The 24,968-nt window shown below is 64.5% G+C and carries 20 protein-coding genes and 1 tRNA gene; 9 read left to right on the forward strand and 12 right to left on the reverse strand.

The window, feature by feature from the left end:
• Positions 1 to 15 precede the first annotated feature (15 nt).
• Genes thrB through argS form a run of 4 tightly spaced genes read right to left on the reverse strand, consistent with a single transcriptional unit; the run spans position 16 to position 5,419 of the window.
• Positions 16 to 945, reverse strand: a complete 930-nt coding sequence (gene thrB / locus QYR03_RS03510) for a homoserine kinase (protein WP_301713508.1) — start codon at positions 943 to 945, stop codon at positions 16 to 18.
• Positions 946 to 947: 2 nt separating this feature from the next.
• The gene (locus QYR03_RS03515) at positions 948 to 2,300 is read right to left on the reverse strand and encodes a homoserine dehydrogenase (RefSeq protein WP_301713507.1); all 1,353 of its coding nucleotides are present in this window, start codon (positions 2,298 to 2,300) and stop codon (positions 948 to 950) included.
• A 35-nt stretch (positions 2,301 to 2,335) separates the two neighbouring features.
• Positions 2,336 to 3,745 carry a diaminopimelate decarboxylase gene (gene lysA / locus QYR03_RS03520; protein WP_301713506.1) on the reverse strand — a complete coding sequence of 470 codons (1,410 nt, stop codon included), beginning with the start codon at positions 3,743 to 3,745 and terminating at the stop codon, positions 2,336 to 2,338.
• 3 nt (positions 3,746 to 3,748) lie between these two features.
• Positions 3,749 to 5,419 carry an arginine--tRNA ligase gene (gene argS / locus QYR03_RS03525; RefSeq protein ID WP_301713505.1) on the reverse strand — a complete coding sequence of 557 codons (1,671 nt, stop codon included), beginning with the start codon at positions 5,417 to 5,419 and terminating at the stop codon, positions 3,749 to 3,751.
• 62 nt (positions 5,420 to 5,481) lie between these two features.
• Between argS and QYR03_RS03530 the strand changes: the two genes are divergently transcribed.
• The 6 genes from QYR03_RS03530 (at position 5,482) to QYR03_RS03555 (ending at position 12,342) form a co-directional block, all read left to right on the forward strand.
• Complete coding sequence (locus QYR03_RS03530) at positions 5,482 to 6,267, forward strand: (Fe-S)-binding protein (RefSeq protein ID WP_301713504.1); 786 nt, start codon at positions 5,482 to 5,484, stop codon at positions 6,265 to 6,267.
• Positions 6,264 to 7,874, forward strand: a complete 1,611-nt coding sequence (locus QYR03_RS03535) for a LutB/LldF family L-lactate oxidation iron-sulfur protein (RefSeq protein ID WP_301713503.1) — start codon at positions 6,264 to 6,266, stop codon at positions 7,872 to 7,874. Before QYR03_RS03530 ends, QYR03_RS03535 begins: the two co-directional genes overlap by 4 nt.
• Positions 7,874 to 8,512 (forward strand): lactate utilization protein C, encoded by a 639-nt coding sequence (locus tag QYR03_RS03540; protein WP_301713502.1) that lies wholly within the window; start codon positions 7,874 to 7,876, stop codon positions 8,510 to 8,512. The genes QYR03_RS03535 and QYR03_RS03540 overlap by 1 nt, the downstream gene beginning before the upstream one ends.
• 246 nt (positions 8,513 to 8,758) lie before the next feature.
• Positions 8,759 to 10,375: an alpha/beta fold hydrolase gene (locus tag QYR03_RS03545; RefSeq protein ID WP_301713501.1), complete on the forward strand. Its 1,617-nt coding sequence runs from the start codon at positions 8,759 to 8,761 to the stop codon at positions 10,373 to 10,375.
• An 806-nt stretch (positions 10,376 to 11,181) separates the two neighbouring features.
• Positions 11,182 to 11,334: a CPBP family glutamic-type intramembrane protease gene (locus tag QYR03_RS03550; protein WP_367657543.1), complete on the forward strand. Its 153-nt coding sequence runs from the start codon at positions 11,182 to 11,184 to the stop codon at positions 11,332 to 11,334.
• Positions 11,335 to 11,433: 99 nt separating this feature from the next.
• On the forward strand, positions 11,434 to 12,342 hold the full coding sequence (locus QYR03_RS03555; RefSeq protein ID WP_259850887.1) for a DMT family transporter: 909 nt from the start codon (positions 11,434 to 11,436) through the stop codon (positions 12,340 to 12,342).
• Here QYR03_RS03555 and QYR03_RS03560 read toward each other — a convergent pair.
• Positions 12,339 to 12,698 carry a VOC family protein gene (locus QYR03_RS03560; protein ID WP_259850885.1) on the reverse strand — a complete coding sequence of 120 codons (360 nt, stop codon included), beginning with the start codon at positions 12,696 to 12,698 and terminating at the stop codon, positions 12,339 to 12,341. The genes QYR03_RS03555 and QYR03_RS03560 overlap by 4 nt on opposite strands.
• A 141-nt stretch (positions 12,699 to 12,839) precedes the next feature.
• On the opposite strand from QYR03_RS03560, the gene QYR03_RS03565 reads away from it, so the two are divergent.
• Together QYR03_RS03565 and QYR03_RS03570 are read left to right on the forward strand one after the other, a co-directional pair.
• Entirely contained in the window at positions 12,840 to 13,520 is a 681-nt protein-coding gene (locus QYR03_RS03565) for a type 1 glutamine amidotransferase domain-containing protein (protein WP_259850883.1), read from the forward strand.
• 361 nt (positions 13,521 to 13,881) lie between these two features.
• Positions 13,882 to 15,069, forward strand: a complete 1,188-nt coding sequence (locus QYR03_RS03570) for an IS481 family transposase (protein WP_301713561.1) — start codon at positions 13,882 to 13,884, stop codon at positions 15,067 to 15,069.
• A gap of 100 nt (positions 15,070 to 15,169) precedes the next feature.
• On the opposite strand, the gene QYR03_RS03575 is transcribed toward QYR03_RS03570, so the two are convergent.
• Positions 15,170 to 15,243: transfer RNA gene (locus QYR03_RS03575), tRNA-Arg, on the reverse strand.
• A gap of 206 nt (positions 15,244 to 15,449) precedes the next feature.
• Between QYR03_RS03575 and QYR03_RS03580 the strand changes: the two genes are divergently transcribed.
• Positions 15,450 to 15,998 carry a YceI family protein gene (locus QYR03_RS03580; RefSeq protein WP_301713051.1) on the forward strand — a complete coding sequence of 183 codons (549 nt, stop codon included), beginning with the start codon at positions 15,450 to 15,452 and terminating at the stop codon, positions 15,996 to 15,998.
• Between the two features lie 76 nt (positions 15,999 to 16,074).
• On the opposite strand, the gene QYR03_RS11035 is transcribed toward QYR03_RS03580, so the two are convergent.
• From QYR03_RS11035 to QYR03_RS03610, 6 genes are all read right to left on the reverse strand, one after another.
• Positions 16,075 to 16,449 carry a PspC domain-containing protein gene (locus tag QYR03_RS11035; RefSeq protein ID WP_367620400.1) on the reverse strand — a complete coding sequence of 125 codons (375 nt, stop codon included), beginning with the start codon at positions 16,447 to 16,449 and terminating at the stop codon, positions 16,075 to 16,077.
• A gap of 90 nt (positions 16,450 to 16,539) precedes the next feature.
• On the reverse strand, positions 16,540 to 17,019 hold the full coding sequence (locus tag QYR03_RS03590) for a MarR family winged helix-turn-helix transcriptional regulator (protein WP_259851392.1): 480 nt from the start codon (positions 17,017 to 17,019) through the stop codon (positions 16,540 to 16,542).
• A gap of 57 nt (positions 17,020 to 17,076) precedes the next feature.
• The gene (locus QYR03_RS03595) at positions 17,077 to 19,764 is read right to left on the reverse strand and encodes an AAA family ATPase (protein WP_301713050.1); all 2,688 of its coding nucleotides are present in this window, start codon (positions 19,762 to 19,764) and stop codon (positions 17,077 to 17,079) included.
• Complete coding sequence (locus QYR03_RS03600; protein WP_301713049.1) at positions 19,764 to 20,921, reverse strand: metallophosphoesterase; 1,158 nt, start codon at positions 20,919 to 20,921, stop codon at positions 19,764 to 19,766. Before QYR03_RS03600 ends, QYR03_RS03595 begins: the two co-directional genes overlap by 1 nt.
• A 69-nt stretch (positions 20,922 to 20,990) precedes the next feature.
• A complete protein-coding gene (locus QYR03_RS03605; RefSeq protein WP_301713048.1) occupies positions 20,991 to 21,815 on the reverse strand; it encodes a hypothetical protein in 825 nt (274 codons plus the stop codon).
• Between the two features lie 21 nt (positions 21,816 to 21,836).
• The gene (locus tag QYR03_RS03610) at positions 21,837 to 24,899 is read right to left on the reverse strand and encodes a DEAD/DEAH box helicase (protein WP_301713047.1); all 3,063 of its coding nucleotides are present in this window, start codon (positions 24,897 to 24,899) and stop codon (positions 21,837 to 21,839) included.
• Between the last annotated feature and the right edge of the window lie 69 nt (positions 24,900 to 24,968).

Consider the following 24,968-nt stretch of genomic DNA (forward strand, 5'->3'; position numbering starts at 1 on the left):
CGTTACCTATTTGTTTTAAGCACGAAGCAGTTCGGCAGTCACAGCCCCAGCGACATCGAGCTCGAGAACGTGGAGGCCGTCGTCACGCGCGGAGTCGAGGATCTTCGCATCGACGGGCTCGGTCGACAGGACCATGGCGGTCGGGCCGGCGCCGGAGAGGTAGGCGGCGTAGCCGCGGTTGCGCAGGCGGTTGACCCACTCGGCGGTCACCGGCAGGACGTCGGCACGGTACGGCTGGTGCAGGCGGTCGCGGGTGCCCTCCCACAGGAACTGGGGGTGGGTCTGAATCGCGACGGTCATGACAGCGGTGCGGGAGACGTTGAACCGGGCGTCGGTGTGCGTGACGTGCGATGGCAGGACCTTGCGCACGGCGTTCGTGGAAGCGTGGAAGTCCGGCACGAGGGCGGTCGCGATGATGTCCTTGTGCACAGTCAGCGGAACGGCGCGGTACTCGGGCTGCGAGACACCGTCGACGGGAATGTCGGTCCACGACACCACTGCCCCACCGACGACGCTCGCGGCAGCGTTGTCCGGGTGGCCCTCGAAGGCGGAACTGAGCTGGATCAGCTCGTCGGTGCTCAGCGGGCTACCGGCGAGCGTGTTCGCAGCGACGACACCGGCGACAGCGGCGGCGGCAGACGAGCCGAGACCGCGCGACTGCGGGATGTTGTTGTGGCAGGTCACCTTCAAGCCCGGGGCGTGCACATCGGCGGCGTGCAGGCCGGAGTTGATGGCCTTGACTACGAGGTGGGAGGAGTCGAGGGGCAGGTCGTCGGCACCCTCGCCGAAGATCTCCACCTCGAGGCCGGAAGAAGTGACTTCGACCTCGACGGTGTCGTAGATGCCGACGGCCAGGCCGAGGGTGTCAAAGCCGGGGCCCAAATTCGCGGAGCTTCCGGGGACGGTGACGCGGGCGCGCAGGCCCGTTTCCAGGTCAGTGCTCATGTTTAAGCACCCAGGCGGATGACGGAGTTGATGGCCTTGACCTCGTCGATGTCGCGCAGTTCGTCGACGATGGCGGCGAGCTTGCGTTCCAGTGACTGGTGGGTGACCACGATGAGGCGGGAGTGCTCGCCGGACTCCTCCTGGCGCACCGCGGAAATCGAGATATCCTGCGCGGCGAAGCGGCGGGAGATCTCGGCGAGCACGCCGGCGCGGTCCACGACGGACATGTCGATGTGGTAGCGCGTGGGCACATCGCCGAAGTCAGCCACTGGGTAGTGCGCGTAGGGGTTCTCCGCCGGGGCACGGCCGCCGAGAATCTTGTTGCGGGCGGCGCCGACGAGGTCGCCGAGCACAGCAGACGCGGTGGGCGCACCGCCGGCGCCGTTGCCGTAGAACATCAGGCGGCCAGCAGCTTCCGCTTCGACGAACACGGCGTTGTAGGACTTATCGACGCTCGCCAGCGGGTGGTCGTTCGGCACCAGCGTCGGGTGGACGCGGGCGGAGACGGAGGTGTTGCCGGTGTCGTCGATAAGCCTCTCGCAAATGGCGAGCAGCTTGATGGTGAATCCGGCTTCGTGCGCGGCCTCAATGTCCTCCGCGGTGATCTTCGTAATGCCCTCCGCGTGCACGTCGTCGTAGGTGACGCGGGAGTGGAAGCCCATCGACGCCATGATCGCGGCCTTGGACGCGGCATCGTGGCCCTCGACGTCGGCGGTCGGGTCCGCCTCCGCATACCCCAGGCGGGTCGCTTCGGCGAGTGCTTCGTCGTAGGACATGCCTGTCGACGCCATCGCGTCCAGCACGTAGTTCGTCGTGCCGTTGACGATGCCGGAGATGCGCTGGATCTGGTCGCCGGCCAGGGAACGGCGCAGCATGCCCACAACGGGAATGGCGGCCGCGACCGCGGCCTCGTAGTAGAGGTCGACGCCGGCGGCGTTGGCGGCGTCGGAAAGCTCGTCGGCGTGCGCCGCGATAAGCGCCTTGTTGGCAGTGACTACGGACTTGCCCGCGTTCAGCGCGGCGAGGACGAGTTCGCGCGGGTAGTCGATCCCGCCGATGACCTCGACGACGACGTCGATGTCGTCCCGGTCGATGAGCTCACGCGCGTTGTCGGTCAGCGTGATGCCCGGGAAAAGGTCGAGCACCTCGCGCTTCTTGCTCAGGTCGGACACGGCCACACCGCGGACATCGATCGGACCGCCGATGCGGTTTTCCAGGCTGCCGGAGAACTCGTTGATCAGGCGCAGCACCTCGGTACCGACGGTGCCCATGCCGAGCACAGCGACCCCCACGGGTTGCCCGATGCCCTTGCCCGGGTAGTTTCCGTTCCTTCCTTCGGCGCTCAGCGCAGTCATGGTTCTCCTATGTCTAGGGGGTGGACAGCAATGCCCTAAGAGTCTACAAAAACCTCTCGGGCAAGTAGGTCCTCGACTGTTTCGCGGCGCACCATCGGAGTGACGTTTCCGTCCCGGACACTGACCACTGCGGGGCGCCCGAAGCAGTTGTAGTTCGATGCCATGGAGAAGCAGTAGGCGCCTGTGGCGGCCAGCGCAATGAGATCGCCGGGGGCGATATCGTCAGGCCAGAGGGCATTATTGATGAGAATGTCGCCGGACTCGCAGTGGGAACCGACAAGGCGCGTGGCGTGCGGGGCGCCTTCCGTCATGCGGTTGACGATTCGGGCGTCGTACTCGGCACCGTAGAGCGCGGTGCGAATATTATCGCTCATTCCCCCGTCGACGGCGATGTACCGGCGGGTGGCATCGTCGGTCACGTGGACGTCTTTGACGGTGCCCACAGAGTAGACCGTGACGGCGGCGGGGCCGGCGATCGCGCGGCCGGGCTCCACAATGACCCTGGGCGGGGTGAGCCCCATCTCCCCCGCCGCCTCTTTCACGGCACGGAGAAGGTCGCGGGCAACGGCATCGACGTCGAGGGGTTCCTCGTCGACGGTGTAGGCGATGCCGTAGCCGCCGCCGAGGTCGAGGTATTCCAGCTCCACGCCGAGCTCGCGGTAGATCTTCGCGTACAGACCCAGCACGCGGGAGGCGGCGAGTTTGAAGCCCTCCGCGTCGAAGACCTGGGAGCCGACGTGGCAGTGCAGACCAGTCAGGCGGATATTCGCGGCGTCGCGCGCGGTCTGGGCAGCACGGAATGCGGAGCCGGATGCCAGAGACAGGCCGAATTTCTGGTCCTCGTGGCTGGTGGCGATGAACTCGTGGGTGTGGGCCTCCACGCCGGGCTTGACGCGGATGAACACATCCTGCACCATGCCCTCTTCCCCGGCAATGCGGTCGAGGACTTCGAGCTCCTGGTGGGAGTCGATGACGACGTGGCCGACACCGCTGGTCACGCAGCGGCGCAGGAAGGAATCGGGCTTGCTGTTGCCGTGGGCGGTGATGCGCTCGGCGGGGAAATCCGCAGCCAGAGCGATGAGCAGCTCGTTCTCGCTGGCCACGTCGAGGGCCAATCCCTCTTCAGCCACCCACTTTGCAATGCGGGAGGTCAAAAACGCCTTCGCGGCGTAGTGCACGTGTGCCGGGTCGCCGTAGGCGCGGGCCATGTCACGGCAACGGGAACGGAAATCGTCCTCGTCGACGACCATGACTGGGGTGCCGTATTCAGTGGCGATCTCCGTCAATGCGGCACCGGCGATGGATACAGTGCCGTCGTCGTGGCGGACGGCGTTGCGCGGCCAGACGTGCGCAGGCAGGTCGTTGAAGCAGCCGGCTTCGTCGTGGCGCACGCGCAGCAGATCATCACGCGACAGGTTCGCCGTATTCAGGACCGGATCGAGCATGATTTACATCCTTTCCGGCGCGGTGACGCCGAGCAGGCGCAGGGCGTTCGCGAGCACCTGGCGGGAAGCGGAAGCCAGAGTCAGGCGGGCGGAGTGGATCGGCTGCGGGTCCTCGCCGGCCTTCGGCAGGATTTGGCAGGCGTCGTAGAACTTGTGGAAGACGCTGGCCAGCTCCTCGGCGTAGCGGGCGATGCGGTGCGGTTCGCGCAGCTCAGCGGCAGCCTTCACAACCGCGGGGAATTCGCCGAGAGTACGGATCAGGTCGCCCTCCTTCTCGTGGGTGAGCAGGGAGAGGTCGACGTCGTTCCCGTCAGCCGAGCCGCCGAGGCTAACACCGGCGTCGGCGGCCTTGCGCTCAATGGACGCGAGGCGGGTGTGGCCGTACTGCACGTAGTAGACGGGGTTGTCATTGGACTGCTTCTCCCACAGGTCGAGGTCGATGTCGAGGGTGGAATCCACAGACGAACGCACCATCGAGTAGCGGGCAGCGTCGCGGCCGATCAGGTCCACGAGGTCGTCGAGGGTGATCACCGTCCCGGCGCGCTTGGACATCTTCACCGGCTTGCCGTCACGGACGAGATTGACCATCTGGCCGATGAGCACCTCGACGGCCTCCGGGTCGTAGCCGAGAGCCTGCGCGGCGGCGCGCAGCCGGGCGATATAGCCGTGGTGGTCCGCACCCAGCATGTAGATCGCCAGGGTGTGGCCACGGTCGAATTTATCGGCGACGTACGCGATGTCGCCCGCGATATAGGCAGCGTCGCCGTCGGACTTGATCACCACGCGGTCCTTGTCGTCGCCAAAGTCGGTGGAACGCAGCCACCACGCGCCGTCGGCCTCGTACAGGTTGCCGTTGTCCTTCAGCGTCTGGATGGCGCGGTCCACGGCACCGGACTCGAACAGCGAGTTCTCGTGGAAGAACACGTCGAAGTCGGTGCCGAATTCGTGGAGCGACTCCTTGATCTGAGCGAACATCATCTCAACGCCTTCAGCGCGGAAAGTCTCCTGCACAGTTTCCTCATCGCCGTCGAGGGCGTCGGGGCGCTTATCGACGACCGCATCCGCGATCTCGCCAATATATTCACCGCCGTACCCGTCTTCCGGCGTGGGCAGACCCTTCGCGGACGCGACAAGCGAGCGGGCGAAACGGTCAATCTGCCCGCCGTGGTCGTTGAAGTAGTACTCGCGCGTGACTTCCGCGCCTGAGAATTCCAGGACGCGGCCGAGGGAATCGCCCACAGCTGCCCAGCGGGTGCCGCCTAAGTGGATCGGGCCGGTGGGGTTCGCGGAGACGAATTCCAGGTTGATCTTCGCGCCCGAAAGAAGGTCGGATGAACCGAAAGATGGACCCTTTTCAAGGATCTCGGTCACGATGCCTCCCGTGGCGGCGGCACCCAAGCGGAGATTGATGAAGCCCGGGCCCGCGACCTCGGCGGAGTCGATCTCGGGGCGGGCCGACAAGGCGTCGGCAAGCCAGCCGGCGAGCTCGCGCGGGTTGGTGCCCGCCTTCTTGGCCACCTGCAAAGCGATATTCGTCGCATAGTCCCCGTGCTCCGGGTTGCGGGGGCGCTCAACAGTGACGTTGTCGGGAACGACCGTCGAATCGAGGCCGTGAGCGTCGAGCGTTTCGATGGTGATTGTGCGGACTGTGGAGGCAAGGTCAGCAGGCGTCATGGGAAAGGAGTTTAATTGAAGCTGGCCACTGCCCGGCAACTTACCCAGAAAGGAGCCAATCAGTGCGCGTAGCCCTGTTTTCCACGTGCCTCGGGGATGCACTGTTCCCCGATGCGCACAAGGCGTCTGCTCTCGTCCTGTCTCGACTTGGATGCGAGGTCGTCTTCCCTCCGGAGCAAACCTGCTGCGGACAAATGCATATCAATACCGGGTACCAGAAAGAGACGGTGCCCATGATTGAAAATTACGTCGACGCATTCGCCGACGATTCCATTGATTACGTGGTCACTCCGTCCGGCTCCTGCACTGGTGCCGTGCGCGAGCAGCACACCCGAATCGCCGAGCGCTACGGGTCCAAGGAGCTGGTCGCCGGCACCAAGAAGACCACCAAGAAGACCCTCGACCTCTCCGAGTTCATCGTCGATGTCATGGGCACGACCGATGTGGGCGCATTCTTCCCGCACCGCGTCACCTACCACTCCACCTGCCACTCCCGCCGCTTCATCAAGGTCGGCGACCGCCCGACGGACCTGCTCAAGGCCGTCGACGGGCTGGAGCTCGTGGAACTCGAAAACATCGAGGAATGCTGCGGCTTCGGCGGCACCTTCGCTGTGAAGAACGCCGATACCTCGGCCGCGATGGTCTCCGACAAGGTGCGCCACATCAAGGACACCGCCGCGGAGTACGTCACCGCGGGCGATTCGTCCTGCCTGATGAATATCGGCGGTGCCATGTCCCGCCAGCACACGGGCATCCGCGCAATCCACATCGCTGAGATTCTCGCCTCGACCCGTGAAAACCCGTGGACACCTGAGTCCGCCGCGTACACGAAGGAGAAGATGCTGTGAAGGTCGGACTTGGTAACCCGACGATGCCGCCCCACGCGCCGCACGACCTGGGGCACTTCCGCGAATACAACAAGTTCCAGAAGAACGCTAAGACTGAGCTGAACAACTCGACTCAGCGCCGTAACCTGAACTACGCCACGACGCAGATCCGTCTGAAGCGCCAGGGCGTCGTCGACGAGCTCGACGACTGGCAGCAGCTGCGCGAAGCTGGCTCGACCATCAAGCGCGACACGCTGGCACGCCTGCCGGAACTGCTCGAGCAGTTCGAGGAGAACGTGACCAAGCGCGGCGGCCACGTCCACTGGGCGCGCGACGCCAAGGAAGCCTCCCAGATCATCACTGATCTGGTGAAGGACACCGGTGAGACCAACATCGTCAAGATCAAGTCGATGCTCACCCAGGAAATCGCGCTCAACGACGTCCTCGAGGAAAACGGCATCAACGCCCGCGAGACGGACCTGGCGGAGCTCATCGTGCAGCTCGGCGAGGACTTCCCGTCCCACATCGTCGTTCCGGCGATCCACCGCAACCGTGCGGAGATCCGCGACATCTTCACCGAGAAGATGCCGGGCGCGCCGAAGGACCTGACCGCGGAGCCGGCCGAGCTGGCCGAGGCTTCCCGCAAGTTCCTGCGCGAGCAGTTCATGAAGGCCAAGGTCGCCATCTCCGGCTGCAACTTCGGCATCGCGGAGACCGGTTCGGTCTCCATCGTCGAGTCCGAGGGCAACGGGCGTATGTGCCTGACCATGCCGGAGACCCTGATCACCGTCATGGGCATCGAGAAGATCCTCCCGTCCTATGAGGACCTGGGTGTGTTCATGCAGCTGCTGCCGCGTTCGTCGACAGGCGAGCGCATGAACCCGTACACCTCGATCTGGTCCGGTGTCACGGAGAACGACGGCCCGCAGGACTTCCACATCGTGCTCGTGGACAACGGCCGCACCGCCGCACTGTCCAATGAGATCGGCCGCGAGGCACTCAAGTGCATCCGCTGCTCCGCCTGCCTCAACGTCTGCCCGGTCTACGAGCGCGCCGGCGGCCACGCCTACGGCTCCGTCTACCCGGGCCCGATCGGCGCGATCCTCACCCCGCAGCTCGCGGGCATGGACTCCGCCGACGATGTCACCGCTTCCCTGCCGTACGCCTCCTCCCTGTGCGGGCGTTGCGACGAGGTCTGCCCGGTGAAGATCCCCATCACCGACGTCCTGCTGGAGATGCGCCACCAGAAGGTGGAGAACCACCGCCCCAAGATCGAGGGCGCGATGTTCGATGTCATCGGCCAGGTCTACGGCCACTCGAAGCTGTGGGACAAGGCCGTGCGCATGGTCGCCGCCGGCCGCATTCTCGGCGGCTTCAACGGTGTCATCAACAAGATGCCGCCGCCGGTGTCCGGTTGGACCGATTACCGCGACGTCGCCGTGCCGCCGAAGAAGTCCTTCCGCCAGTGGTTCGAGACTGACGAGGCGAAGCGCCTCATGGCTGAGGCCCGCGCGGAGGGTGTCAAGAGCCACGTGGCTCCCGACCACACCGGCACCGCCGGCGCCGACGAGAAGCCTGCGCCCGGGGATTCCTGGACCCGCTACAACCGCAAGGAGGACGACAAGTAATGGGTACCGCTAAGGAAGACATCCTCGCCCGCATTCGCGACGCGCATAAGCTCGCCGACTCCCCCGCGAGCGTCGAGCACGCCCACGAGTACCGCACGGAGTCGCCGCTGAACCGCGACGAGCTGCGCGAGATGCTCGTCGACCGCCTGGTGGACTACAAGGCTGAGGTGCAGACCGTCTCAACCGACGAGCTGCCCGGCAAGATCGCCGACATCCTCCGCGAGCACGAGTGCAATGACGTCCGCTACGCGCAGGGACTCGACGCCGCGCTGTTCGCCTCTTTCGACGGCAACGCACAGCCGGACGACGTCAAGGTCGACCCGCGCGACCTCAACGACGTCGACGCTGTGGTCACCGGCTCTGTCGTCTCGTCCGCTCAGACCGGCACCATCTGCCTCCAGTCGGAGAACGGTGCCGGCGAGTGCGGCCGCCGCGCGCTGAGTCTGGTCCCCGACCGCCACCTGTGCATCGTGCACATGGACACGGTCGTCTACGGGGTTCCGGAGATGTTCGCGAAGCTCAACCCGGAGCTGCCGTCGACGCTGATTTCCGGCCCGTCGGCCACCTCTGACATCGAGCTCGTCCGCGTCGAGGGCGTCCACGGTCCGCGTGACCTGATCGTCCTGCTCGTGGATTAGCCAATACGCCTTTCCGGGGTGGGTTCACCGCGCCGGAAGGGCTACGCGCACCCCGAATCGGCCCGCTCTTCCGCATAAGGAAGGGACGGGCCGATTCGCATTCTCAATCACCCAGCGTCTAGCCTATACACAGATTAATATCAGCGACTGTCCAATTGATGAAGCTTTATAAATCCTGCTGGAATGGGAGGCCGCGCTGTGTTTCGCAAGAAAACACCGTCACTGCAACCGAGACCGTCACGTGACTTGAAAAGGAGCGCCGCCCCACTTCTTGCAACGGTGGGCATCTCGGCATCGCTGATTGCCGCGCCTTTCGGAACCGCGACGGCGCAGTCCGCCCCTGCACCGGCACCGGTCCCGGAGGTGAAGTGGGAGACATGCCCGGCCACGGTCGATGCCCCGGGCGCTGAATGCGGTCAAGTTGATGTGCCGATGCGTTACGGCGACTCGAACAGCCCGCAGATCTCTGTCGGTTTTGTCCGTGTCCCGGCCGCGCAGCCGGCAGCAAAACGCGGGGTGCTCTTCGGCAACCCCGGCGGTCCCGGCGGCGACGCCTACACCTACGTCGGCTCTGACTCGGTGGGCTTTACTTGGCCGAAGGAGATCCGCAACGAATGGGACATGGTCGCAGTTCAGCCCCGCGGCCTGCAGCACTCCACTCAACTGGAGTGCGAGCCCGCCGCACCGGCGAACCAGCTCGACGCGATTCGCAGCCAGGTAGACAACACGGTCAACGCCGGTGCTGCGTCCCGCCGGATGTGCCAGGGGGACAATCCCGGCATGCCGGAGAGCATCACTACCGAGAACAATGCCCGCGACTGGGATACGGTGCGCCGTGCACTCGGCTACGACACTGTCTCCATCATGGGTCTTTCCTACGGCACGTACCTCGGTTCGGCTTACGCGTCGATGTTCCCGGACCACACTGACAAGGTCGTGCTTGATTCCGCGATGAATCCAGACCAGCAGTGGAACGAGCTGGTGATGGAGCAAAAGGGCGGCTACGAACGCGCCCTGCACGACTACTTCGACTTCGTGGCCCGCAACGATGCCACCTACCGCATGGGCGACACCCCATTGAAGGCGTACCAGTACTGGTCCGCGAAGGTCGTCGAGGAGACCGGCACCAATCCCACGGTCGTGCCGCCGCCGGCACGCGTCGGCGATCTGCCGCCCGGCTTGGAGTTCGCGGGCCAGGCGGGTGCCGATGCCATCACCGCTACCGGCAAAGCACGCGTCGAGGCAGAGGGAATTGTGAGCCGGATGCTCAAGCCCGGCGCGACCCAATTCAACTCCCAGCTTCTGCAGCAAACGAAGTTGGGTATCCCCGCCCCCAGCGACTGGGACACTCTCGCACGGATGACCAACGGCACCTTCGAGCCGAAGCCTGCCCCGCCGAAGCCGGTTATCGATGAGGTCATGGGTGCGGACGTTGCTCGCCTCAATCTGCTCTTCAACCAGGCGTGCAATGAGAACATCACGCAGCCCGACTACTCGCTGATTCCGCAGGCAATCTGGTCCAACTACATTTCGCAGGATGTGTTCGCTTCAGCGCACGACTTGTTCGGCAGCGGCGGCGCATGCAACGGCGCTGCACCGGTGGCCAAGCGCATTCCGCTTAACGGCGGCGGGCTGAAGACTCGCCCGCTGCAGATCAATGCGACCGGGGATCCGCAGACTCTGTACTCCGGCCGCGGCGTGATCCAAAACGAGATGGGTACGCAGCTGGTCACCGTTCACGGCCCGGGCCACGGCCACGTCGCCCGCGGAAACGCGGCGGTGGACGACATCGTGGTCGAGTATCTGCGCACCGGCAAGGTCAACCAGCACGACGCTCCCGGCTACTTCGACCAGCAGCGTTAGAAAAGCTCTCCGCACACAAATCGGCCCGCACCTTCCGTCTGGAGGGGTGCGGGCCGATCTGCTGTCATTTTCCCGTGCCGCGCTTGTCGCGCGCAAGAACAACTATGGGGCATCAACCGTTGAGCGCAATGACGAACCGGTGCTCGTTTCATCGGCGTTGGCTCACGGTTCCCTGTCAGCGCCGGCTCCTCCCCGCGCCTCCCACCAAACTCGTCCCGCTTGCCGTGTCTCCCAACGCTGTTATCTTCCTTGTATGAGCGAGCCGACTAGTCATACAGAATTCTCCCCCGACCCGTTGAGCATCGCCCCGCGGTTGACGGATGCCGCCGTCGGCTTCGGCGCACTCCTCGCTGCTGACGCGCTTCTGATTGGCTCCGCATTCGGGTTGAAAGGGCTCGGCCTCGGCGGAGTTGTCAAGGTAGTCCTGCCCGTCTTGATCGTCCTTTCACTGGTCATTCCCACCATCGCATTGGTGGTCTACCTGAAGCGCCGAGGCATTCCCCTTGGGTTCCGGCCGTTAGGCAGGCGTGGCTGGCGTCTACTCTGGCAAGTCCCCGTGTCGATTTTCGCTGCCGCGCTCTGTACATCGCTCGTTGCTCCCCTGCTCGGCGTGGAGCAGGACGGCCCGTCGAGCGCCGCTAGCGAGAGTGGCGCACTCATCCTGTTCACGCTGAGCGCCTACCTTCTCATCGGTCCGTTTCTGGAGGAGCTCGTGTTCCGCCGCCTGTTCATGGGCTATCTGGACACCCTCATGCCCGCCGCAGCCAGTGTGCTGTTGTCCTCTGTCCTCGCTCGTCTTCGGGCTCGTGCACCTTTCCCCTCCGGCGATCGTGTACACGTTCTTCGCCGGTCTCACCATGGCCCTGGTGACCCGCTGGCACCATTCGCTGTGGGCGGGATTCATCCTGCATATGCTCAACAACCTGCTCGTGAACGTCATCGTTCTCACGGGCCTGTAAACCCGGCCCACTGCCTGCCGGCTGCGCCACCGGCGTACGATGTTCAGCCGTTGTGCCTCCGCACCGCGCGGGGGTTTTGTTGTTTGAAGGAGTAGCACTGTGGCGCAAGCGCAGACGGGCGGAGACCGACTCGACCTACGCCCCGTCGCGCTCGTGCTGGCCGGTTCTTTAGGGATCCAGTCCTCCGCGGTCGTATCGTCGACGCTGTTCGGCGAGCTCGGCACAGTCGCGGTTTCCACGTTCCGCTTGGTCGTCGCTGCAGTGATCATGCTCACCGCGTTCCGCCCTGCGGTGCGCACATTCACGCGCCAACGTTGGATCAATGCGTGCGTGTACGGCATCGCGATGGCCGCGATGAACCAGTTCTACTTCGCTGCCGTCCACCGTCTCCCGCTCGGCGTTGTGGTCACACTCGACTTTCTCGGCCCGTGCATGGTCTCGTTTCTCGGCCTCAAGCATTGGCGGGAGCGCGCCTGGGCGCTCGTCGCGTTCGCCGGCGTGGTTCTCATTGCGGGGCCGTCATCGGGCATGGACCCGGTGGGCCTCGTTTTCGGCTTCCTCGCCGGTGCCTTCTTCGGCGCCTACACCGTCTTCGCGGAACGCGTGGGCAAGGCCGACGGCGGCGGCCTGACGGACCTCGCCGTTTCGGTCGCTGTCGCAGCACTCGTCACGCTCCCCATCGCCGCGCCGAAACTCACCGACGTCTCCCCCAACGCCTGGCTCGTCCTGACCCTTGCAGCACTCATCGGTGTGGTGATCCCTTATATCGCCGACACGTTGGCGGCGCGGTTGTCCTCGGCTCAGGTCGTCGGCACGCTCTTTGCTCTCGACCCTGTCGTCGGCGCGGTGCTCGGATGGCTGTTCATGGGCGATGCGATGACTCCCCGCATCCTGCTCGGCATCCCCATGGTGGCGCTCGCCGGCGCCATCGTCACCTGGCGGTCCGCCTCACGCACACGCCCCGGCGCCGCGGACGAGGAGCGCCCGCCGAATTCCGCGGGGGTCTAGTCGATCGGGGCGACGCGAATCCGGTTCCCGTCAGGATCCGCCGCGACGAATGTGGTGCCGAAGACGTCCTCATGCGGCTCCTCCGCCACGGTGACTCCCTTTTGCTGCCATGCTTCATACGTCTTCATCACCTGATCTTCAGGCACGTTCATGCAGACCTCGGATGTGCGGGCTGAATCGCCGTCCAGCGCCCCCGAATAACCAGTCCACAATGCGAACGCGACGCCTTCGCCCAGCGAGAAAGTGACGTAGCGAGGAGTGACGAAGTCCGTTTGCAATTCCAGCACATCGCGGTAGAACTCAACAGCGCGATCGATGTCGCTGACGTAGACGATGAATACGATCTCGCGTTCCATCAGAATCCCCTTCAACCATCCAATAGATGTCTCGTTACCGGGCCCAGGCTAGCAGAGCGCAACGTACGGGTGCGTTCTTCATGTTGCCCATTTGCTGCTCCGGACGGAATATGCCGCCGCCATGCCACGTTGCACGCAGTTATGAAGATTCTCGCTCTTTCGACCAGTGTCCACCGTTACGCGACCTCCGGCTTCCGCACCGGCATGTGGCTCGGCGAATTCACCCACTTCTACGACGTCGTGACTGAGGCGGGCCACGAGGTCGACCTCGCCAGTGTCGCCGGCGGTGTCGTGCCGATCGACCCGGTCAGCCTCAAAGCTCCCGTCATCCAGATGGGCGGGACGAATAAGCGCTACGAGGACCCCGAGTTCATGTCGCTTCTCGACGACACCCCCGCCATCGCCGACGTCGACCTCGACTCTTACGACGCGATCTACCTCATCGGCGGCCACGGCACCATGTACGACTTCACCGACCCGGACGTGAAGAAGGCCGTCGCGCACTTCGCCGACGCGAACAAGATCGTCTCCGGCGTGTGCCACGGACCAGTCAGCCTGCTCGATGTCACGCTCGCCGACGGCTCGCAGCTTATCGACGGCCGCCGCCTCACCGGCTACTCCTGGACCGAGGAGAAGCTGGCCAACCGCACCGACGAGGTTCCCTTCAGCCTCGAGGAGAAGCTCACCGCCCAGGCCGGCGAGTACTCCACCGCCACCGTCCCCATGACCAAGCACGTCATTGTGGACGGCAACCTCATCACCGGGCAGAACCCGATGAGCGCGGCGGGCGTGGGTGAGGCCGTCGTCGAAAAGCTCGGCTAGGCGACCTACTCGACGGTGCCCCGCCACAACTGGCCCAAAGTCGCTCAACCAACGGCACCTCGAAGTTCGGGGCACCTCGACCATGCCCCGGACATAAACGAAGCCCTGAGACATTTAACAACAATGCCTCGGGGCTTCACGCCGTGTCCCCGACAGTGTCTGAAGTCATGACATAGTTGACACGGCGTGCCTGGGACATCATTCCTGATGGTTGACAGGTCAGTCGCGACATGGTTGACACTTAGGGGGCGGAAACATTCTGGGGTGATGGTTGACACCTCAGTCGCGACATCGTTGGCACCTTCCGCTACCCCCGCGCGTCTGGTGCCGATGCGGGGATCAGTCGGGACATCGTTGACAAATGAACAGCCCGAACCGCAACCTTGCCATCGTCAAAGCCGTCCGTGATCAAGGTGAACCAGTCATCAAAGTCGCCAAACGCTTCGGCATCTCCCGCCAGCGCGTCTACAAGATTCTTGCCGAGTTCGACGCCGGCGGCGCAGAGGCCATCGCCCCGAAATCCCGCGCACCGCACACCCACCCAAATGCCGTGCCGGACAGCTTGCGCAACTACATCATCGACATGCGCAAAGAACTCACCAAAGCAGGACTCGACGCAGGCCCAGACACCATCGCCTTCCACCTAGACAGGCAGGGGCTTCGCACCCCGTCAACATCAACGATCCGCCGCATCATCACTGACGCCGGACTCGTCGACCCGCAACCACAAAAGAAACCACGCAGCTCCTACATCAGGTTTGAAGCCGCCATGCCCAACGAATGCTGGCAAGCCGACATCACCTACCTCTTCCTCATCGACGGCAGACGCGTAGAAGTCCTCGACTTCATCGACGACCACTCCCGCTACCTGCTATCAATCACCGCCCGGCCAGCATTTACAGGCCCAGCAGTCGCAGCAGAACTCCAACGCCTCATCGACACCTACGGCCCACCGGCATCCACGCTCACTGACAACGGGCTGGTGTTCACCGCCCGGTTAGCCGGACGAAAAGGCGGCCGCAACGCTTTTGAGAAAGTCCTCACCGACAACTGCATCCAACAGAAAAACGGCCGGCCAGGACACCCACAAACTCAAGGCAAAATCGAACGCTTCCACCAAACACTCAAACGCTGGATCAACGCCCAACCACCCGCCGAAACCATCCCCCACCTTCAACGACAACTCAACGAATTCGCCGCCTACTACAACACCGAACGCCCCCACAGATCACTTGGGCGGCGCACCCCACAACAGGCATACACAACAGGACCCAAGGCCGAACCCAACCACACCCCCGAAGAAGAATGGCGCGTCCGCAACGATGTCGTCGCCCCCAGCGGCAAAGTCACCATCCGCTACGCCGGCAGGCTCTACAGCCTAGGAATCGGACGCGCCTACTACGGCGAAGAAGTCCTGATGGTCATCACCGACAACCACATCACAACATCACTAAAAGAAACCGGCGAACCCATCGCCGAGCACTACATCGACACATCCCGCAATTACCAAAAAGCCTACTGGCGAAAAGGCCAACCCCCACTGACCTGAAAACCAAAACCGGCGCCTTGGAAAAATAAAAACCAAGACACCGGTTTGTCCACCATGTCGCGACTGATCTGTCAACGATGTCGCGACTGAGGACACACCGTGTCCCCGACAGGATTCGAACCTGCGACCTTCGGTACCGGAAACCGATGCTCTAATCCACTGAGCTACGGAGACAGTGCAGCAAGCTGCACATGCTGTAACAGCGCTCCTTAATCTAGCACTGCCCAAAAGGTGGCCGCCAATTGCCTCGCAATGATCACCGAGCCGACTTTTTCTGGGCCATTGACTCTTTCGCGGCGCAGGCATACCATGGGCCACGGACACTTTGTAGACGTGTCACCAAACGAACGATTTTCTAACTATCAAGGAGTCACCCACTCATGACCACCCCGAACAGCTTCAGTGGCGTTTACGATCTCGACACCGCTCACTCTTCTGTCGGATTCACTGTCCGGCACGCAATGGTGACCAAGGTGCACGGCGAGTTCACCGACTTCACCGCTGCCCTGACCGCGAACCAGGAGAACCCGAGCGAGAGCAAGGTTGAGGCGACGGTGCAGACGGCATCCGTCGATACGCGCAACGCGGACCGTGATGCGCACGTCAAGAACGAGGACTTCTTCGACGTCGAGAATTACCCGCAGATGAAGTTCGTTTCCACGGCTTTCGACGTCGACGCTTCCGGCAACGGCACCGTCACCGGTGATCTGACCATCAAGGAGACCACCAAGCCGGTCACCCTCGACGTTGAGACCTTCGGCGTCGAGGAAGACCCGTTCGGCAACACCCGCCTCGGCTTCGAGGCCCGCACCACGATCAACCGCAAGGACTTCGGCATCGACTTCGACGCCCCGCTGAACTCCGGCGGCGCACTCGTCGGCGAGAAAATCACCATCGAGATCGACGGCTCCGGCATCAAGCGCGCTTAGCACTTAGCCGGCCCACGCAAAACGCGGCAGAGCAGGAATCCTCTCCTGCACTGCCGCGTTTTATTCAGAATGACTGCTAATAGCGCTGGTCCGGGATGACGATCCAACAGATCAGGTAGATCAAACCGCCGGAGAAGCCCAAGAGGAAAGCCGCGACGAAGAGAACGCGCACCAGTACCGGGTCAATGCCGTAGGTCTCCGCAATGCCGCCGCACACGCCGCTGATCATGCGGTCGTTCACCGAACGGTACAGCTTGCGGGAGGCTGGTGGCACTGGGTTCTGCTGGAACCCGCCCTGCTGGTTGGCACCCTGGTAGGGAGCGCCCTGGTTGGCATCAGCCTTGCCCGGGTTCGATGTGCTGACAGAGTCGACGTTGTTGTTATTCGTGTTCGCCGAGTTCTCCGTGTTCTCTTGGTTCTCCGGATTGGTCGGGTCGTACGGGCTGGACATCGCTTGTCCTTTCTCGTGGTCCTCAGTGGAAGTCGCTTTATTCTTACAACTCCCATTGAACCCGGATTCCCGGCGGGCGACAACGGGGACCTAGTTAGCTTCCTCCCTGCCGGCGACTTCTTCGGAAGCGAGAATGCCGTCGAAGAAGCGGCGGATGGCCGGCATATCAGCTGGGTCGAGATGGTCGAAGACAGCACGGCGGACTGTCTCCACATGGTCGGGGACAGCGCGCTCAAGGCACTTCATCCCAGTGTCGGTCAGGCGGACGACGACGCCGCGGCCGTCGCTCACACTTTTCTCCTTGGTCACCAGCTCGCGGCGCTCCATACGAGTGATCTGGTGGGAGGCACGGGAGCGGTCCCACTCCAACTCATTGCACAGGTCACGGAGACGCATGCAGTGCTCTTCAGCCTCGGAAAGCTTGACCAAGACCGAGAATTCTGGGCTGGACAAATCAGAGCTGGCGATCAACGATTCATCGACCACACGCATGAGTTTGCCCCGGGCCGCGAGAAGCTGCCGCCAGAAAAACTGCTCGTCATCGCTGAGCCAGCGTGGTTCCGTACTCATGAACCTAAAGATTACTAAATGTAGACATGGACACAATATTCCGCTCTTGCAGCCCAACTATCGCCGCGTTTTGAGCTCCTGAATGGAGGAGCTGCGGGCAGCAGCGACGCGGTCGAAGCGCTGCGGGAAACAGGTCAGGACGAAAACTTGGGAGTTCTCCCCCACCTGAGAGAACAGCGCGTTCATGCGGGCGAGGCGCTGCGGGTCAGTGGCACCGAGCGCATCGTCGACGACGACGGGAACAGTCGTCTCCCCTTCCCCGCCGCCAGCCACCATGTCGGCGATGGCGAAGCGGGTCAGCAGTGCCATCTGTTCCTTCGCGCCGCCGGAAAGTTGCGCCAGGTCGATCGTGGTGCCGTCAACGGTGCGGGTGTGGACCCGCAAAGCGTCGTCGAGCTCGAACTCGGTACCAGGACCAAAGACCTGGCTGGCGTAGCGCTGCAGTGAGCGGGCGAAGGGCGCGGCGTACTTGGCGCGGGCGGCGTCCCGGTGGGCTACGAGGATTTCGTGGAGCAGCTTGACGGCGTTGGCTTTGCGGCGCAGCCTGTCGCGCCCCACACGGGCCACCTCCAGCGCGGCGCGCGCGTGCTCCAGCTTCTCCCCTTCTCCCTCTGCGCTGGTCACACGGGATTCAAGCTGCAGTCGGCGGTCGCGGGCGGTGTTGTAGCGCTTGGTCAGGTTGTCCACCCGGTTGCGGGCACCGTCGCGCAGCGCTTCGGCCTGCTCCGGGTCGGCCTGAGCCACTTCCTCAGCGACAGTCAAAACGGCTTGAGCGGCGGCCTCGCTCGCGGATCGGGCGGTAGCGCGGGCAGTGGCAAGCGCATCGTCGTCAGCCTTCTCCCGCGCGGCGGCGAGGTCGGCTCGCGCTCCCTCCGCGGACGATGTCACACCGGCGATTTTCGCTTCGAGGGCGATAAGCGCCGCGTGCTCCGGCTTGGTCCGCAGCTCCACGAGCTCAAGTGCTAGGTCGTGGACAGCCTGCGCCGCTTCCTCCACGCCAGTCCGGGTGTCGTCCAAAGCTGCTTGAGCGTCGTCGACAGAGAGTGTGTCCGCCAGTGCGGAGTCGGTCTCCCCCGCCAACTCTGCGGCTCGGGCGTGCTCGTGGCGCAGCTCGTCGGCGTCGCGGTTGCCGATGATATCCAGGCGGCGGTCGCGCGCGGCGGCGAGGGCGGCTGCTGCGTCGCGGTGGGTGTCCCGCAGGGTGCGCGCTTGCGCCACGTCGCCGCAGCCGATCACCTCTGAGAGGCGCCCCAGCTCGGCTTCGGCCTCCTCAAGGGCGCTGGAGGCTGTGTCCGCTCCGGCGGCAGCGCGGTAGGTCAGCGTCACACCACCGATGCCGAGCTGTGTGCCCTCGTGCAGGGCGACGGAGTCAGAGTCAGAGTCGGAGTCGGATTCAGCACCACCGCCGAGAATTCGCTCTTCCCCGTCGACGGTGATGGTCGTGCCGTCGGGGGCGATAATGTCCACGCGCGCCGCGGCCGCATCGCGCAGGCGCTGCTGGAGGGCGACCTCGTTGGCGGCGTTCTCGAGTGCCCGCACATCGTCGTCGGTGACGGGGCGCTCGGGAACGGTGCTGCGCAGGCGGGCGATCTCCGCGTCGGCCTCGTCCAGGCGTTTCACTGTGGCGGCGAGCTCGTCCAGCCGGACCGTGGCCTGAGCGGCGGCTAAGGCTTTCTCGGCGGCGGAGAGCTTCTCACGCGCAGTCTTCTCAGCCTCGCGGGCCTCGGCGTGGGCCTGCTCCTTGGCCGCGAGGTTCTCTGCCTCGAGGCGGTCGCGTTCACGTGCGGGTTCGAGATCCTCAGTGATGCTGGCTAGCTCGGTGTCGAGCTCTTCAGCGCGCGAGGCGAGTGCGGCGCGGCGCTCCAGGTCGTCTTCGGCACGCTCGGCGTCGACTGCCGCGCGGTCGGCTTTCTCCCGCGCCGTCTCGAGCTTTCCCGCGAGCTCGGAGGCAGCGGCGGCTTCTTCCTCACGCTGGACGAGTTCTTCCTCGGCGGCGGGCAATTCTGCATCAATCTCGGCCATCGTGGCCTCGCACTGGGCGAATTCATCGACATCCCGCTCGTAGGATTCGAGCTCCACCTCAGCCTCGCGCACGGCGGCTTCAGCCTCTGCGACGTCCTTGTCGGCGTTGGTGAGAACCTGCTTGTCGTTGCCCTTGCCGGTGAAGTAGCGGCTGAATTCGGCTTCCACACGCTGCATCAGGCCAGAATCGTCGAGGGCCGCGTCGGCAGGGGTGCTGGTGGCCGCGCCGTCCGTGCCGGAGGCCTCCAGAGCGCGGGTGAAGGACGGAATGCCGGCAGCGGAAATCGTCTCGGTGAAGGCACCCTGGCGGAGGAATAATGCGTCAAAAAGCTCCTGGTCCACATGCTCGGCGAGGATCTCACCCAGGCGGTTGTGGGCGTGCTCGCCGGTGAGCTCCTCGCGGCGCGGCGCGGTGATGGTCAGCTCGGCTTTGCCTTTGGCACCTTTGCCGAAGCGCTTGTGCACGGTGAACGTGTACGGGCCGACGGTGGCACCGAGCGTGACCTCAGGCTGCTCGTCGCGGCCTTTCGGGTACAACGCGCGGATCTTCTGGGCAGTGGAGTCGTGCTTGATGGTCAGCACAGCGTCCAGCGCGTCGAGGATGGTGGACTTGCCGGCCTCGTTGTCACCATGGATGAGGATGACGCCCGTGTCGGGCAGGTCGGTGAGCTCGAGGTGCTCGACCGCGCGGACATTGTCAATGACGAGCGAGTGAATGCGCATTATTTCGGCTCCTTGCTCAGACGGAACAGCAGGTTGACGGCATCGCGGGAGGATTCGTCGGGCGAGCCGAGGAGCTCCGACATCGCCTCACGGGCATAACCGCTCAACGGCAGATCCTCGAGTTCCTCGTCGCTGGGCTCGAGATGGAGATCCATGAGGCGCTCACGCTCGTACAGCGCTCCGAAGATATTTTCCCGGCTGGCAAACCCCTCCTCCAGTGCGCGGGTCGCCTCCAAGCCGAGGGTGCCGGCGATGGAGTATTTCACCACCGTGCGGGCTTTTTCCGGGTAAGCGTCGAGCTGCGCGAGCAACTCCTCGACGTCGGCGCCATCGCTGACTTCCCAGTGCAGGGCGTCGAAAGTCCATTCACCGGTCACGCGTTCATCGACCTTTACATCAACGTCGTCCGCGGAGCGTTTGTCGATCTCCACCACGAGCGCCTTCCCTGAATTCACCTCTCCCCCTTCGACGCCCTCGCGCCGGTCGTGGAAGTCGGTGACCTCGGGAGCCCCGGAGAACCACACCCGGCCGGAATTGCCGATAGAGCCTGCGGAGTGGGTGTCGCCCATGGCCACATAGTCGATGGTGCCTGCGGCCGCAGCTGCCTCGAGCCCCGGCAAATCGATACGGTCCGGCTTGTTCTCCCCGCTACGGTCCTCGCACTGGCCGTGGGCGACGAGGACGCGGATGGAATCTGTCGGCTCCAGCTCCGCCAGCGCCTTCGCGGCGAGGTCCTCGGTGGCGTAGCGGGCCAAAAGCGGCGCCCCGACCAACTCCACACCGGGGCGGACCTCGATGGGCGTGGAATCACTGAGCACCGTGATGTTGTCGCGCTGCCCGGCGCGCTCGAGCGCCGCGCCCGGCAGGAGGGCGTCGTGGTTGCCCGGCAGCAGGTAGACGGGCACGGGCAAGGCGCCGAGCGCCTCGAGGGCGCGGCCCATGGTCTGCGCCGCCAGGGCGTTGGCGTCGAAGACGTCTCCTGCGACGACGATGAACTCCGCACCCGTCTCGGTGGCGAGGTCGCCGAGGCGGGCGATGGCGCGGAGCCGCGAGTCGTCAAAACGGGACTGGGCTTTGTCGTCCAGGAACCAGCGGGTCATGCCGAGCTGGAAATCGGAACTGTGGATGAAGGTGACGTGCTGTGGACTCGAGGTCATGATGCAAGTACTACCACCCGGGGTGAACCATGCCGTTGACGTGGGCTGATGTTCCCGAACGCACGTTCGCTACCGCCGTGTGAGCTCGTCGTACAGGTCCTCCAGGTCGGACACGGCGCGCAACTGGTCGATATTGGTGAAGGAAATGGTCTGCATCGCCTTGTGCAGCAGGTCCAGGTCGGAGTCCTCGATCATCGGCGCGATCTTCGGATCCGGCAGATGCGGCAGGACATGGCCGTCCCAGAAGAACTCCGAGCCCTCCTCGGCAGATTCTTTGGCCCGCTCCCCGGCGGATTCGCGGAGCTGGCGCTCGAGGGTGTTCAGGTCGAGGTTGCGGAGGCGGAACAGGAGGGTGGGGTCGGCGTCGATAAGCTCGGCTGCCTTGATCGCGGCCGCGACACCGTGCTTGCACACCCGGGAATCGTCCGGGCAGTCGCAGCGGAAACGAATTTTCTCGTCAGCGCCGGCGAAGAGGCAGTCGAGCAACTCCCGGCTGAAGTAGCCGTTGCGGACCTCTGCGAGCGCGTTGGAATTGTGCGACATGATGCTCAAAGCGTCGCGGATGGTGCCGGAATCGCGGTACGGGAGGATGACCAGCGTGGTGAACGGCTCGTTCTGCGTGCCGGCAACAGTAGCGGTGAAGCGGCCGGGCTCAGGACGGACCTCGAGGACATTGCCCTGCTCGGCGTATTTCCGGCCCCGGGAGAAACGCCCCTGGTCGGTGCCCTGCTGCGCGGCGCGGTAAATGGTGCGGGCGGCCTCGTTGAAGCGGAGGATCTCCGCCCGCGTGGTCTCCGACTCGTCGTGCGGCGTGGTCGTCTCGGCGGCGCTGTCCACCTTTCTGCGGGCGCCGAAATTGACGTAGGTGACGTTGTCCATCTGCGGTCGCGGCATAGTCGTTTTCTCCCCTGTCTCCTACTCGCCCTCGGCGCCCCGGTAGCTCATTAGCGTAGTCAGGTCGTCGGTGTCCAGTTCGGTGATCCAGCCCTCTCCCTCGCCCACGACGGCACCGGCGAGCTGGAGTTTGCCGTCCAGAATGTCCTGGATGGATTCCTCCATTGTCCCACGGGTGATCATCTTGTACACCTGGACATTCTTTGCCTGCCCGATGCGGTAGGCGCGGTCGGTGGCCTGGTTCTCCACGGCCGGGTTCCACCAGCGGTCCATGTGCACCACCATCGATGCGGCGGTGAGGTTCAATCCGGTGCCGCCGGCGCGCAGCGACAGGATCATCGCGCGCGGGCCGTTCGGGTCCTGGAATTCGTCGACCATCGCGTCGCGGGCGGTCTTGGACACCCCGCCGTGCAAAAACGGGATGGTCTGGCCCAGCCGGTCGGACAGGTACGGCTGGAGGATGTCGCCGAAGGCCTTGTACTGGGTGAAGACGAGGACGCGCTGGTCGGTCTCGATGGCTACGTCGATAAGCTCGAGCAATTTTTTCACCTTGCCGGACCTGTGCGCGCCCTTGATGGTCACGGGTGAGCCGTCGCCGAGGAAATGCGCGGGGTGGTTGCAGATCTGCTTGATGCGCGTGATCGTGGACAGCACGAGCCCCTTGCGCGCCATGCCGGTGCGCTGTTCGAGTTCCTTCTTCATAGATTCGATGAGCGCGGTGTAGAGCGCCGCTTGCTCGTCGGTCATGTCGACCGGGACCACCTGCTCGCTCTTTTCCGGCAGGTCCGAGATGATCGCCGGGTCCGTCTTCAGCCTGCGCAGCACGAACGGCGCGGTGAGGCGCTGGAGGCGCGCCTGCATCTCGTCGGCGAGCTCCTCATCGCGGCGGGTCTCGATCACCTTGGAAAAGTGATTGCGGAAGAAGCTCTGCGAGCCGAGAATGCCGGGGTTGACGAAGTCGAGGAGGCTGCGCAGCTCCGCCAGGCGGTTCTCCACCGGGGTGCCCGTCAGCGCGATGCGGTGGCGAGCGCCGATCGCACGCACGCTTTGCGACGCCCGCGTGCCCGTGTTCTTGATCGCCTGCGCCTCATCGAGCACCACGTGGTCCCATTCGACGAGCCCGAGCTGCTTGAAGTCGCGGGTGACCACACCGTAGGAGGTGATCAGCAGATCCAGCTGCCCGATCTCCTCGATCAAGGCGTCGCCCTTGAGGCGGCCCGGGCCGTGGTGGACCCCGACGCGCATACCGGGCACGAAACGCTGTGCCTCGCGCGCCCAGTTCCCCACCACTGACGTCGGTGCCACGACGAGCGTCGGGCCGGTTGTGACCTGCTTGTCCGCCTCGACCGCCAGCAAGGTGAGCAGCTGGAGGGTCTTGCCCAGGCCCATGTCGTCAGCGAGCACCGCACCGAGGTGGTTGCGGGACATGAAGTACAGCCAGTCCACGCCGCGGCGCTGGTAGTCCCGCAGTTCCGCGTGGACGGTGTCCGGGATCGGCTGGCGTTCCGGGGCGGGCCGGTCCGTGCCGCCGATGAGCGTGTCCATCCACGCCGGCGAATCCACGTCGCCTGCGATTTCAAGTGCGCCGCCCTCGGATTCCGCAGCTGCTTCCAGAGCGAGCTGGCGCAGCTCCTCGGCGGTGATGACGCCGTCCTCCACTTCCTTCTCGGACAGCGACTCAATATATTTGCGCGACTTGGCCAGGGAGCGGGAATCCGCCATCACCCACTGGCCGCGCAGTTGGATCAGGCCCGATTTGGACTCGACCAGCTGCCGCATCTCTTCCTGCGTCAGCTCCGTGTCGCCGACCGACAGCGACCAGTCGTAGGAGATCAGCTGGTCCACACCGAAGCGGCGGGTGGTGGCGGCGTCCGCGCCGTCCTCCTCCCGGCTGCCCACGGTGAGCTTCGCCGTGGTCTCCATCCGCTGCCATGCCCGCGGCAACATGACCGTGATGCCTTTCATCTGCAGGCGGGTGGCGTCTCGGGCGACGAGCTCCATCAGCTCGTCGGTGCCCAAATACGCATCCCAGTCACCGTCGCGGTCCGTCAACGGGGTCTGCGGCAGGCGCGGGTGGCGCTCCGGGTCGACCAGGCTGGTCACTTCCACCGCACGGCGCAGCTGGTCGCGCAGGCTGGAAAGCGTGGCCATATCGACGCGGTCGAGGTGGATCGGCCGGGGCGCATCCGTGCCCGCACGGACCTGCGCGCGCACCGGCCACTGCACCTTCGCCGGATCGAGCGGCGCATCCTTTCCCGCAGTACCGGTGATGTCCGCCAGCTCGCTGAGCATGGCGTCCGCCGGGTCCGCTTCATGGGCCATCTGCACCGGGTCCGAGGGCTCCTCCACGATGAAGACCAGCTGGACATTCACCGCCGTGATCGAGCCGTTCCAGTGCGCGATCTGCTTCGACACACTCGACCCGCCGCGTCGCAGAGGCTGGGAACTCAGCAGGGCATCGGCGAAATCGTGCCAGGGGTAGGCCCGCGTCTGCTCCTTCAAGTGGGACAGGTGGGCGCTGGCGATCCAGTGCACCAGCGTTGTGGCCACATCCTCTGCCAGATTCAGGTTATTCGCCGTGACCACGCCGGGGGCTGCGGCGATCATCGAGGCCAACCAGCCGCGCTCCTCTAACCCGGTGCCCAACTGCCACTCCGGGTACCACAACGAATCGGACGGGCGGACGCGGATGCTCACCCGGCCCGCGCGGACGAACCGCGTCAAGCCCACATGGAGACGGATGATCCAGTACAAATCCGGGGCGATCGCCTCGCGCTGGGCGGCGGTGGCGGCGGGCGACGCGTCGTCGAGAAGCGCGATCTGGCTCAAAAAAGCCACCGTCTCCTCCGGCGAGAACGCGGCAGTGGGCACCCGCAGCTGCAACTGCTTGCCCCGCGGCGTCTGCAGCGTGATCGGGTCGCGGCGGCGGAACTGCGAATCCTCCAGCATGTTCTCCACCATCGGCGGGAACGTGCCTTTGGGCACCTGCGACGGCATGAGAATTTTGTGTCCGTCCACACGCTCAACCCACAGGTTGAGCCCCGTGGCAGGCAGCCACAGACCGTGCAGAAGGAATTTAGGCATAACCTCTTTTCTACCACCGGCGACCGACACCACCACCCGAATCAAAAAGCACGTAAAGGCACCCTGTGT

It is taken from the genome of Corynebacterium sp. P4-C1 (assembly GCF_030503595.1).
Classification (GTDB): Bacteria; Actinomycetota; Actinomycetes; order Mycobacteriales; family Mycobacteriaceae; genus Corynebacterium.